Annotated in this window: 9 protein-coding genes; 7 read left to right on the top strand and 2 right to left on the bottom strand. The window is 69.4% G+C overall.

From position 1 onward, the window contains the following. Window positions 1-94 precede the first annotated feature (94 nt). Window positions 95-1,051, bottom strand: a complete 957-nt coding sequence (locus JIX56_RS35555; RefSeq protein WP_257546702.1) for a heme o synthase — start codon at window positions 1,049-1,051, stop codon at window positions 95-97. Between the two features lie 373 nt (window positions 1,052-1,424). Here JIX56_RS35555 and tkt point away from each other — a divergent pair, with 373 nt between their 5' ends. From tkt to pgl, 5 genes are read left to right on the top strand one after another with little or no spacing between them, the layout of a single operon-like run. Beyond that, complete coding sequence (gene tkt / locus JIX56_RS35550) at window positions 1,425-3,512, top strand: transketolase (RefSeq protein ID WP_257546700.1); 2,088 nt, start codon at window positions 1,425-1,427, stop codon at window positions 3,510-3,512. 35 nt (window positions 3,513-3,547) lie between these two features. Then, on the top strand, window positions 3,548-4,666 hold the full coding sequence (gene tal / locus JIX56_RS35545; protein WP_257546698.1) for a transaldolase: 1,119 nt from the start codon (window positions 3,548-3,550) through the stop codon (window positions 4,664-4,666). Window positions 4,667-4,671: 5 nt separating this feature from the next. After that, complete coding sequence (zwf, locus tag JIX56_RS35540; protein ID WP_257546697.1) at window positions 4,672-6,195, top strand: glucose-6-phosphate dehydrogenase; 1,524 nt, start codon at window positions 4,672-4,674, stop codon at window positions 6,193-6,195. Then, window positions 6,192-7,385, top strand: a complete 1,194-nt coding sequence (opcA, locus tag JIX56_RS35535) for a glucose-6-phosphate dehydrogenase assembly protein OpcA (protein ID WP_257546695.1) — start codon at window positions 6,192-6,194, stop codon at window positions 7,383-7,385. The genes zwf and opcA overlap by 4 nt, the downstream gene beginning before the upstream one ends. Beyond that, the gene (gene pgl, locus JIX56_RS35530) at window positions 7,382-8,164 is read left to right on the top strand and encodes a 6-phosphogluconolactonase (protein WP_257546693.1); all 783 of its coding nucleotides are present in this window, start codon (window positions 7,382-7,384) and stop codon (window positions 8,162-8,164) included. The genes opcA and pgl overlap by 4 nt, the downstream gene beginning before the upstream one ends. 242 nt (window positions 8,165-8,406) lie before the next feature. Here pgl and JIX56_RS35525 read toward each other — a convergent pair whose 3' ends face one another. After that, window positions 8,407-9,771 (bottom strand): MFS transporter, encoded by a 1,365-nt coding sequence (locus JIX56_RS35525; protein ID WP_257546691.1) that lies wholly within the window; start codon window positions 9,769-9,771, stop codon window positions 8,407-8,409. Window positions 9,772-10,274: 503 nt separating this feature from the next. Here JIX56_RS35525 and JIX56_RS35520 point away from each other — a divergent pair. After that, window positions 10,275-11,102, top strand: a complete 828-nt coding sequence (locus tag JIX56_RS35520) for a class I fructose-bisphosphate aldolase family protein (protein WP_257546689.1) — start codon at window positions 10,275-10,277, stop codon at window positions 11,100-11,102. After that, entirely contained in the window at window positions 11,099-12,346 is a 1,248-nt protein-coding gene (locus JIX56_RS35515; protein WP_257546687.1) for a 3-dehydroquinate synthase II, read from the top strand. Before JIX56_RS35520 ends, JIX56_RS35515 begins: the two co-directional genes overlap by 4 nt. Window positions 12,347-12,352: the final 6 nt, after the last annotated feature.

Genomic DNA, 12,352 nt, shown 5'->3' with positions numbered 1-12,352 from the left:
CGCGCCCCTGGATCTTTCAGGGGCGCGGGACTGTTTCGATGTGCGGCTCCGCCGCGTGGGCGCGACAAGCCACGAACTACCCGCGGCAAAAAACTCAGCGGAGGAAGGGGTCCACCGCCACCGCCACGAACAGCAGCGACACATACGTGATCGACCAGTGGAACAGGCGCATTTCCTTGAGCTTGGCGCCCACGGCGCCGCCCTTCGCCCTGTTCTGCAGCGCGTGCGCCTCCCAGAGCCACCAGCCGCCCGTCACCAGGGCCACCGACGTGTAGAACCAGCCCGTGTAGCCGAGCGGGGTCAGCATCAGGGAGACGGCGACCATGACCCAGCTGTAGAGGACGATCTGCCGCGCGACCACCGTGTTCGAGGCGACCACCGGGAGCATCGGGACGCCGACACGCGCGTAGTCGTCCTTCACCTTCATGGAGAGGGGCCAGTAGTGCGGCGGGGTCCAGAAGAAGATGACGAGGAAGAGGATGACGGCGGCCCAGGACATGGAGTTCGTGACGGCGGACCAGCCGATGAGGACGGGCATGCAGCCGGCGATGCCGCCCCAGACGATGTTCTGCGACGTACGTCGTTTGAGGATCATCGTGTAGACGACGACGTAGAAGAGGAGCGCTCCGAGCGACAGCCAGGCGGACAGCCAGTTGACGAGGGCGCCGAACCAGAGGGTGGAGACGACCGCGAGGGTGATGCCGAAGACGAGACCCTCACGCGGGGTGACCATGCCGGTGACCAGCGGGCGCTGCGAGGTGCGCTCCATGAGCGCGTCGATGTCCCGGTCGATGTACATGTTGAGCGCGTTGGCGCCGCCCGCGGAGAGGTAGCCGCCGACGCAGGTGGCGAGCACCAGCCAGAGGTCGGGGACACCCTGCTCGGCCAGGAACATCACCGGAACCGTGGTGATCAGCAGCAGTTCGATGATCCGCGGCTTCGTGAGCGCCACGAACGCCTTGACTCTGGCCCCGATCGGCCGCTGACCCCGGCTGCTGCTCGTGCTGCTCGCGCCCAGCACTCCCGGTGGACGGGATTCGACGGCCGTCACGCACACCCCTGACAGAGACTCCCAGCAAGCCTCCGGTTGTGAACTCCCCGTGACGGCTCGCGCGTACCACGCCACTGTAGACGTTGCCCAGAGCGAGCCTTTCAAGGGGGTCGGATCGTGTTGGGAGGCACGCGGCGACGAGCCGAACACAGTTCGGTTGAGCAGTCGGATGAGCGGCTCCGTATTCAGATGTCGAACAGCGGAACCCCCTGGTCTCAGCATGCGGAACCACCGGTCGGGAGGCGGACCAGACAGAGTCCCGGCAGTCTGGAACGCCTCGAAAAACGCACGTTCCTACGGGGGTAGGCTCGACAACGGCCGGTGCCGTGACGGACACCGGCACGAGACATCTGGAGAGGAGCCCTGACCCAGGGTGAGCACCAAGCCGACCACTACAGACCTCGCGTGGACCGCACTGGACCAGCGGGCCGTCGACACCGCCCGAGTCCTGGCCGCCGACGCCGTACAGAAGGTCGGCAACGGCCATCCCGGTACGGCGATGAGCCTCGCGCCCGCCGCGTACACCCTCTTTCAGAAGGTGATGCGCCACGACCCCGCCGACCCCGACTGGGTGGGCCGTGACCGGTTCGTCCTGTCCGCGGGCCACTCCTCCTTGACCCTCTACATCCAGCTGTACCTGGGCGGCTTCGGCCTGGAGCTGGCGGACCTGGAGTCCTTCCGCACCTGGGGTTCGAAGACCCCGGGCCACCCCGAGTACGGACACACCAAGGGCGTCGAGACGACGACCGGGCCGCTGGGCCAGGGTGTCGCCAACGCCGTGGGCATGGCGATGGCCGCCCGCTACGAGCGTGGTCTGTTCGACCCGGAGGCCGCCGAGGGCGAGTCGCCGTTCGACCACCACATCTTCGTGATCGCCGGTGACGGCTGCCTCCAGGAGGGCATCTCCGCCGAGGCGTCCTCGCTGGCCGGTCACCAGAAGCTCGGCAACCTCGTGATGCTGTGGGACGACAACCACATCTCCATCGAGGGCGACACGGAGACGGCCGTCTCCGAGGACACCGCCAAGCGGTACGAGGCGTACGGCTGGCACGTGCAGCGCGTCGAGCCCAAGGAGAACGGCGACCTCGACCCGGCCGCGCTGTACGCGGCGGTCCAGAAGGCGAAGGCGGTCACCGACAAGCCGTCGTTCATCGCGATGCGCTCGATCATCGCCTGGCCCGCCCCGAACGCGCAGAACACCGAGGCCGCGCACGGCTCGGCGCTCGGCGCGGACGAGGTCGCGGCCACCAAGCGGGTCCTCGGCTTCGACCCGGAGAAGGACTTCGAGGTCGCGGACGAGGTCATCGAGCACACGCGCGCCCTGGGCGAGCGTGGCCGTGAGGCCCGTGCCGCCTGGGAGAAGCAGCTCCAGGAGTGGCGCGACGGCAACGCCGAGCGTGCCGCCGAGTTCGACCGCATCAGCGCGGGCGAGCTGCCCGAGGGCTGGGAGTCGCACCTGCCGGAGTTCGAGACGGGCAAGGGTGTCGCCACCCGTGCCGCGTCCGGCAAGGTGCTCCAGGCGCTCGGCGCGGTCATCCCCGAGCTGTGGGGCGGCTCCGCCGACCTCGCGGGCTCGAACAACACGACGATCGACAAGACGTCGTCCTTCCTGCCGGCGGACAACCCGCTGCCGGAGGCGAACCCGTACGGCCGCACGATCCACTTCGGCATCCGTGAGCACGCCATGGCCGCGGAGATGAACGGCATCGCGCTGCACGGCAACACCCGTGTCTTCGGCGGCACGTTCCTTGTGTTCTCCGACTACATGCGCAACGCCGTCCGTCTCTCCGCGCTGATGCACCTGCCGGTGACGTACGTGTGGACGCACGACTCCATCGGTCTCGGCGAGGACGGCCCGACCCACCAGCCGGTCGAGCACCTGGCCGCGCTGCGCGCGATCCCGGGCCTGAACGTGGTCCGCCCGGCCGACGCCAACGAGACGGCGATCGCCTGGCGCGAGATCCTCAAGCGCTACACCAAGGAGTTCGGCAAGGGCGCCCCGCACGGCCTCGCGCTGACCCGCCAGGGCGTGCCGACGTACGAGGCCGACGAGGATGCCGCCAAGGGTGGTTATGTCCTCTTCGACGCCGAGGATGGTGACGCCCAGGTGATCCTGATCGCCACCGGCTCCGAGGTGCACGTGGCCGTGGAGGCGCGGGAGCGGCTCCAGGCGCAGGGCGTGCCCACCCGGGTGGTGTCCATGCCGTCCGTGGAGTGGTTCGAGGAGCAGGACCAGGGGTACCGGGACAGCGTTCTGCCGCCGTCCGTCAAGGCGCGTGTCGCGGTCGAGGCCGGGATCGGTCTGACCTGGCACCGGTATGTCGGTGACGCCGGTCGCATCGTTTCGCTGGAGCACTTCGGCGCTTCGGCCGACGGCAAGGTCCTTTTCCACGAGTTCGGCTTCACTGCCGAGAACGTGGCCGCTGCCGCACAGGAATCCCTCGCAGCGGCTCAGCGCTGACGCTCTGTACACGACACGTAGGAGATGGAATTTCCATGACAGACGCACTCAAGCGCCTCTCCGAGGAGGGCGTCGCGATCTGGCTGGACGACCTGTCGCGCAAGCGCATCACGTCCGGCAACCTCGCCGAGCTGATCGACCAGCAGCACGTCGTGGGCGTCACCACCAACCCCTCGATCTTCCAGAAGGCGATCAGCAGCGGTGACGGCTACGAGCAGCAGGTCTCCGACCTCGCCGCCCGTAAGGTCACCGTCGAAGAGGCCATCCGCATGATCACGACGGCGGACGTCCGCGACGCCGCCGACATCCTGCGCCCGGTCTTCGACGCGACCGGCGGGCAGGACGGCCGGGTCTCCATCGAGGTCGACCCGCGCCTGGCGCACAACACCAAGGCGACGGTCGCCGAGGCCAAGCAGCTGGCCTGGCTGGTGGACCGCCCGAACACCCTGATCAAGATCCCGGCGACGAAGGCGGGCCTGCCCGCGATCACCGAGACCATCGGTCTCGGCATCAGCGTCAACGTCACGCTGATCTTCTCCCTGGAGCGCTACCGCGCGGTCATGGACGCCTACCTGGCCGGCCTGGAGAAGGCCAAGGAGCGCGGCCTGGACCTCTCCAAGATCCACTCCGTGGCGTCCTTCTTCGTGTCCCGCGTGGACACCGAGATCGACAAGCGCCTCGACGCGCTCGGCACCGACGAGGCCAAGGCCGCCCGCGGCAAGGCCGGTGTCGCCAACGCCCGCCTCGCCTACCAGGCGTACGAAGAGGTCTTCGCCGGGGAGCGCTGGAGCGCCCTGGAGAGCGCGGGCGCCAACAAGCAGCGTCCGCTGTGGGCCTCGACCGGCGTCAAGGACCCGGCGTACAAGAGCACCCTGTACGTCGACGAGCTGGTGGCGCCGAACACGGTGAACACCATGCCGGAGGCGACGCTGGAGGCCACCGCGGAGAGCGGCGAGATCCGCGGGAACGCGATCTCCGGGACGTACGAGCAGTCGCGTGCCGAGCTGGACGCGGTCGAGAAGCTCGGGATCTCGTACGACGAGGTCGTCCAGCTGCTGGAGGACGAGGGCGTCGAGAAGTTCGAGGCGTCCTGGAACGACCTGCTCAAGTCGACCGAGGCGGAGCTTCAGCGCCTCGCACCCTCGGAGGGCTGAACACCTTGTCGAGCAGCAATCCGCTGCGTGACGCCGCGGACCGACGGCTCCCGCGTATCGCGGGGCCGTCGGGCCTGGTCATCTTCGGCGTCACAGGCGATCTGTCACGCAAAAAGCTGATGCCTGCCGTGTACGACCTCGCCAACCGCGGACTGCTGCCGCCGGGCTTCTCGCTCGTCGGCTTCGCCCGTCGTGAGTGGGCCAACGAGGACTTCGCGCAGGAGGTCCACGACGCGGTCAAGGAGCACGCGCGTACGCCCTTCCGCGAGGAGGTCTGGCAGCAACTCATCCAGGGCATGCGGTTCGTCCAGGGCACGTTCGACGACGACGAGTCCTTCGAGCGGCTGCGCGACACCATCGAGGAACTGGACAAGGCGCAGGGCACCGGCGGCAACTTCGCCTTCTACCTCTCCGTGCCGCCGTCCGCGTTCCCCGTGGTCATCCAGCAGCTGAAGAAGCACGGCCTGGCCGACCAGTCCAGCGGGTCCTGGCGGCGCGCGGTCATCGAGAAGCCGTTCGGCCACAACCTGGAGTCGGCCGAGGAGCTCAACACGACGGTGGAAGAGGTCTTCGCCCCGGACCAGGTCTTCCGCATCGACCACTACCTCGGCAAGGAGACCGTCCAGAACATCCTGGCGCTCCGCTTCGCCAACACGATGTTCGAGCCGATCTGGAACCGGTCCTTCGTCGACCATGTGCAGATCACGATGGCCGAGGACATCGGCATCGGCGGCCGTGCGGGCTACTACGACGGCATCGGCGCGGCCCGTGACGTCATCCAGAACCACCTCCTCCAGCTGATGGCGCTGACCGCGATGGAGGAGCCCGCCTCCTTCGACGCGGACGCGCTCGCCGCCGAGAAGACCAAGGTCCTCGGCGCGGTGAAGCTCTCGAAGGACCTCGGCCGGGACACCGTGTTCGCGCAGTACGCGGCCGGCTGGCAGGGCGGCGAGAAGGTCATCGGCTACCTCGAAGAGGACGGCATCGACCGCAAGTCGAAGACCGACACATACGCGGCGATCAAGGTCGAGGTCGACAACCGCCGCTGGGCGGGTGTCCCCTTCTATCTGCGCACGGGCAAGCGCCTCGGCCGCCGCGTCACGGAGATCGCGGTCGTCTTCCAGCGCGCCCCGCACTCCCCCTTCGACTCCACCGCCACCGAGGAGCTGGGCCAGAACGCGATCGTCATCCGCGTCCAGCCGGACGAGGGTGTGACGGTCCGCTTCGGTTCGAAGGTCCCCGGCACCTCGATGGAGATCCGGGACGTGTCCATGGACTTCGCGTACGGCGAGTCCTTCACGGAGTCCAGCCCCGAGGCGTACGAACGCCTCATCCTGGACGTCCTTCTCGGCGACTCGAACCTCTTCCCGCGCACCGAGGAGGTCGAGCTGTCCTGGAAGATCCTCGACCCGATCGAGGAGTACTGGGACAAGCACGGCAGGCCCGCGCAGTACCAGGCGGGCACCTGGGGCCCCGTCGAGGCGGACCAGATGCTCGAACGAGACGGACGGAGCTGGCGCCGGCCATGAAGACAGACCTCACGGACACCACGGCCAGCAAGATCAACAAGGCGCTGGTGAAGGCCCGCCGGGCGATAGGCACCCCGGCCGTCGGCATGGTGCTCACGCTGGTCATCGTGACGGACGAGGAGAACGCGTACGACGCGCTCAAGTCGGCCAACGACGCGTCCCGCGAGCACCCCTCGCGCACGATCGTGGTCATCAAGCGCGTCTCCCGCTCCCCCCGCGACCGTACGAAGTCCCGCCTCGACGCCGAGGTACGGGTGGGCGCGGACGCCGGCACCGGCGAGACCGTCGTGCTGCGGCTGTACGGCGAGGTCGCGGACCACGCCCAGTCGGTCGTGCTTCCGCTGCTGCTGCCGGACGCTCCGGTGGTCGTCTGGTGGCCGGTCAACGCACCGCTCGACCCGGCCCGCGATCCGCTGGGCGCGCTCGCCCAGCGCCGGGTCACCGACAGCTACGCCGCCGAGAAGCCCATCGACGAGCTGCGCACCCGCGCGGACAACTACGAGCCCGGCGACACGGATCTGGCCTGGACCCGGATCACCCCCTGGCGCTCCATGCTGGCCGCCGCCCTCGACCAGGTGGACTGCGAGGTCATCTCGGCGGAGGTGCAGGGCGAGCAGTACAACCCGAGCGTCGAACTGCTGGCGATGTGGCTGGCGGACCGGCTGCACGTCCACGTACGGCGTGGGGTGTCGGCCGGGCCCGGCCTCAACGAGGTGCGGATGCTGACGAGCACCGGCCCCATCCGGCTGTACCGGCCCAACGGGGGTCTCGCCCTGCTCACCCTGGAGGACCAGCCGGACCGGGCGGTGGCGCTGAAGCGCCGCGAGACGTCCGAGCTGCTGGCGGAGGAGCTGCGCAGGCTCGACCCCGACGACACGTACGCGTCGGCGCTGCGGTTCGGGGTGGACCGGTTGGGGGGTGGTTTGACGGCTGCGCCCGGCTCCACCGGGACGGCCCCCGCCGTGGATGCCGCTCCGGGCCGGGAGCCCTCGTTGGCGTTGCCGCCGGCTCTTCCGACGAGGTCGCCGGGGGCGACGAGTTCTGCCGGTTCCACCGGTTCTTCGGTTTCGGCCGGTTCCACGCCTTCGGCTGATTCTTCGGTTTCGGCTGGTTCCACGCCTTCGGCCGACGATGATGAGCGGCCCACTCCGGCGCAGATGCCACCGGTGAAGAAGGCGGCCACGCCGTGAGTACTCCCCAGTTGGTCGTGCATCACGACAAGGAGCTGATGGCGCAGGCCGCGGCGGCCCGGCTGATCACCAAGGTGGTGGACGCTCAGGCCTCGCGCGGCTACGCCTCGGTGGTCCTCACGGGCGGCCGCAACGGCAACGGTCTGCTCGCCGCGCTGGCGGCGGCGCCCGCCCGGGACGCGATCGACTGGGCTCGGCTGGACCTGTGGTGGGGTGACGAGCGGTTCCTGCCCGAGGGCGACCCGGAGCGCAATGTCACCCAGGCCCGGGAGGCGCTGCTGGACTCGGTGCCGGTGGATCCGAAGCGGGTGCACGCCATGCCCGCGTCGGACGGGCCGTGGGGTACCGATGTGGATGCGGCGGCCGCGGCGTACGCGGAGGAGCTGGCGCGGGCGGCGGTGCCCGAGAACCACGGCCCCGTGCCGACGTTCGACGTGCTGATGCTGGGGGTCGGGCCGGACACCCATGTGGCCTCCCTCTTCCCCGAGTTGCCGGCCGTACGGGAGACCGAGCGGACGGTCGTGGGGGTGCATGGTGCGCCGAAGCCGCCGCCGACGCGGGTCACGCTGACGCTGCCGGCGATCCGGGCGGCGCGGGAGGTGTGGCTGCTCGCGGCCGGTGAGGACAAGGCGGGGGCCGCGGCCATCGCGCTGTCCGGGGCCGGTGAGATCCAGGCCCCCGCGGCGGGGGCGCGGGGCAGGTCCCGGACGTTGTGGCTGCTGGACGCGGCGGCGGCGTCCCAACTGCCGCGCTCGCTGTATCCGCCGGCGTCGCCCTGAGGGGCTGTGCGTTGTGTGGCGGGTGCGAGTTGTGTGTGGTTGCTCGCGCAGTTCCCCGCGCCCCTCAATGCAAAAAGCACGGGGCACAGCCCCTGCTTTTTGAGGGGCGCGGGGAACTGCGCGACCAGCCCCCACCCACCCGCAGACAACCGACACACCTGAGCGGGGTCGAAGGGGCGGCAGCCCCTGGGGGATGGGACGGGTAGGGGGATGGGACGGGTAGGGGCGGCGGGGGCGCAATCTCAGGCCGCGAACTCCTCCTCACGTGTCTCCGGCAGCGCCAGCAGACACAGCAGACTCACCAGGCACAACCCACCCGTGTAGAACCCGAGCACCAGCGGCGACGACCACTGACTGTTCAGCCACGTCGCGACGAGCGGAGCGAAGCCGCCGCCCAGCGTATTGGCCAGGATGAACGCCGCCGACGCACCGGTGTAGCGCAACCTCGCCGGAAACAGCTCCGCGAGGAACGCCGCCATCGGCGAGAACATCAGGGCGAGCAGCATGAGCCCGACGGTGTACGCCCCGGTGATGACGAGCGCGTTCCCCGAGCTGAGGGACGCGTACATGGGGACGGCCCACACGACACAGCCGATCGCGCCCGCCAGCATCACGGGCCGCCGCCCGACCCGGTCGGCGAGCCGGGCGACGGGCAGGGTGATGGCGATCCCGGCGGCCGCCCCCACACTCGCGGCGGTGAGCATCGTGTTCTGCGGGATGCCGAGCGTCTTCGGCCCGTAGGACAGGCTGTACACGATCGTCAGGTAGTAGACGGCCGAGCCGCCGATCGCCGCCCCGGTGCCGAGCAGCAGCCTCCCGGGGTACCGCGCGACGAGCGTGCCGAGCGGGAACCGGGACGCCGTCGACACCGCTGCCGGGGCCGACGGCGAGGCCGAGGCCTTGAACACCGGTGACTCCGTCACCGTGGTCCGCACCCACAGCCCCACCACGACAAGCACGGTGCTGAGCAGGAACGGAACGCGCCACGCCCACTCGGTGAAGCCGTCGCGGCCCACGATGTTGAGCGTGGGGAGGATGACCGCGCTGGAGAGCAGGAAGCCGAGGGAGGGGCCGACGTTCGGGACGGCGGCGTAGAGCGCGCGACGCCCGGGCGGGGCGTGCTCGGCGGCCAGCAGTACCGCGCCGCCCCACTCACCGCCCATGCTGATGCCCTGCAGCAGACGGAGGGTCACAAGGAGCACGGGGGCGAGGAGTCCGGCGGTCTCGTACGTCGGCAGCAGGCCGACGCCGACCGTCGCGACGCCCATCAGCAGGAGGGAGGCGACCAGGGCCTGCCGGCGGCCCAGCCGGTCGCCGATCGTGCCGAAGAGCACCACGCCGAGGGGGCGGGACAGGAAGGCCGCGGCGAAGGTGAGGAACGCGGCGAGGGAGGAGACGGTGGCGTTGCCGGAGGGGAAGAAGGCGGGGCCGAGGACGAGGGCGGAGGCCGTGCCGTACACGGCGAAGTCGTAGTACTCGATCGTGGTGCCGATGAGGCTCGCGGCGGCGACCTTGGGCGCCTTGCTCGCCTCGGCCGGCGACGACGGTAAGGCGGCCGGTCTGGGGCCGACGGCCTCGGTGACGGTCTTGGACGGGGATTCGGGCATGGGGGGCTCACTTCCGGTACGCCCGGACACGAATGGTCCGGGCCCAGAGGGGGACGGCCACGCATGAAACACGAACCGGAGTGCGGCTGTCACCCTAGGCCGGGAAATTCGATTCCCACAAGGAAGCCCCGGAAAGACCGCCCGGAGACTTCGTCGAATGATTTCGACGGAAGAGTAAGCGTCGATTACACGCGACAACGACATTTAAAGCATGTGATCCCGCTATGCGTGGGGACAGGTCGCCAAAATATGCCACGAACACCACTCTTCGACGCCGTCAACCCAGGGACTCCTGTCAAGTCGCTGTCAATATTCATACCTTTGTCCGCATAAAAATTTGCCGATGGCCACGCCTTGCCAACACCCGATCACCCACGGAATGCTGACGTCCGGCCGAACTTGAAAGTTCTACGACCATCGTTTTTCGGACATGGAGACCACAACGGGGTTGCCGCGGTTCGACTTTCCGAAATGCGGCTCAGAGCCGGGAAGGCGCTTTACCCATGCTGAAAAGTGGCAAGCCATTACGGTTGAGAAGACTTTCGCTGGCCGGTGATGACCGGCACTTGCTCATACCGCTCGACCACAGCGTCTCGGACGGCCCTGTCGCTCCTCCGGGGCAATGGGAAGAACTGTTGAAGGCGTTGGTGGCCGGCGGGGCCGACGGGATCATCGTCCACAAGGGGCGTGCCCGCACTCTCGCCCCGGACGTCCTCAGGAGCTGCGCGCTGGTGGTGCACCTGAGCGCCAGTACGGCCTGTTCCCCCGACGTCGACGCCAAGGTGCTGGTCGGCGATGTCGAGGAGGCGGTGACACTCGGCGCGGACGCGGTCAGCGTCCATGTGAACATCGGCTCGGACACCGAGGGGCGGCAGCTCGCCGACCTGGGCGCGGTGGCCCGTTCGTGCGACACCTGGGGCATGCCGCTGATCGCGATGGTCTATCCGCGCGGGCCCCGGATCGAGAACCCGCACGATCCCGTCCTTCTCTCGCACATCGTGAACGTCGCCGCGGATCTGGGCGCCGACCTGGTGAAGACCTCCGTCGCCCTGCCGCTCGACCGGATGGCCGAGGTGGTGGCCCACAGCCCCATCCCCGTCCTCGCGGCCGGCGGACCACCGGACGGCTCCGACCTCATCGAGTACGGCACCGCCGTGATGGCCGCCGGCTGCCGGGGACTGGCCGTCGGCCGCCGGATCTTCTCGGCCCCCTCCCCCGCCGCCCTGGTGTCCCGGCTGGCCGCGGTGGTGCACGGCGGCGACTCCCTTACTGGTGACATGAGCATGACTACCCCTACTCATTACTCGACGATCGTGGCAGGTGTCGCATGAGGTTCGCGTGGATCGATCTCCGTGAAGTCCCCCGTCCGCAGCTCCAGTCGGTGGTGGACGCGGCCGTCCACGCCCGGATGGCCGGGGTGGTCTCCGCCGACGCCGAGTTGCTGGGGACGCTGCCGCCGACCGTGACCAGGGTGCTGGTTCCCGGCGGGCCGGCGGCGGCTCCCGCGAAGAAGGCGGGCGAGAAGGCCGACGGCAAGGGGGACAAGGAAGCCAGGGCCGCAGCCGACGCCAAGCCCGAAGGCAAGGCTTCACCCGGCGCCGGAATCGACCTCCTGCTGCGGAAGTTCGCCACCCAGGACGAGCTGGACGCCCTCGCCGCGGAGAACCGGGCCACCGCCGGCACGCCCGCCACGGGTACGCCGGTCACCGGTACATCTGTCGCCGGTACACCTGTCGCCGGTTTCATCGACGTACGGGACGACCGCACCCTTCAGCTGTCGTGCGCCGGCGCGATGGCGCTGCCGTACACGGTCATCCACTTCGCCGACCCGACGAAGATCCCGCTGGAGATCGTGCTCGCGGCGGCCGAGTCGGCCGAGGGCAAGCTGGTGACGGTCGTCGGGGACCTGGAGGAGGCGGCCATCGTCTTCGACGTCCTCGAACGCGGTTCGGACGGCATCCTGTTCACGCCCCGCGGCGCCGACGACGTGTTCGCGCTGGCCCGACTGCTGGAGGCGACGACCCCGCAGCTGGAGCTGTCCACGCTGACGGTCGAGAGCATCCGGCACGTCGGGCTCGGCGACCGGGTCTGTGTGGACACCTGCTCGCACTTCGAGGAGGACGAGGGCATCCTCGTCGGCTCGTACTCCTCCGGGTTCGTGCTCTGCTGCAGCGAGACCCACCCGCTGCCGTACATGCCGACCCGCCCGTTCCGGGTCAACGCCGGTGCCCTGCACTCGTACACGCTGGGCCCCGAGAACCGCACCAGCTACCTCAGCGAGGTGGGCTCCGGCAGCGCCCTGCTGGCGGTCGGTGCCGACGGCCGCACCCGGCGGGTGGTGGTCGGGCGGGCCAAGCTGGAGTCCCGGCCACTCCTGGAGATCCGTACGCACGCGGAGGACGGGCGACTGGTCAGCCTCACCGTGCAGGACGACTGGCACGTACGGGTGCTCGGGCCGGGCGGCAAGGTCCTCAACGTCACCGAGTTGCGGACGGGCGACGAGTTGCTCGGCTATCTGGCCCAGGACAAGCGCCATGTGGGCCTGCCCATCGGCGAGTTCTGCAAGGAGGTCTGAGGCCTC

Source organism: Streptomyces sp. CA-210063, from assembly GCF_024612015.1.
GTDB lineage: Bacteria > Actinomycetota > Actinomycetes > Streptomycetales > Streptomycetaceae > Streptomyces.
Note: the sequence above shows the minus strand (reverse complement) of the source record. Positions and strands in the feature narration are given on the sequence as shown.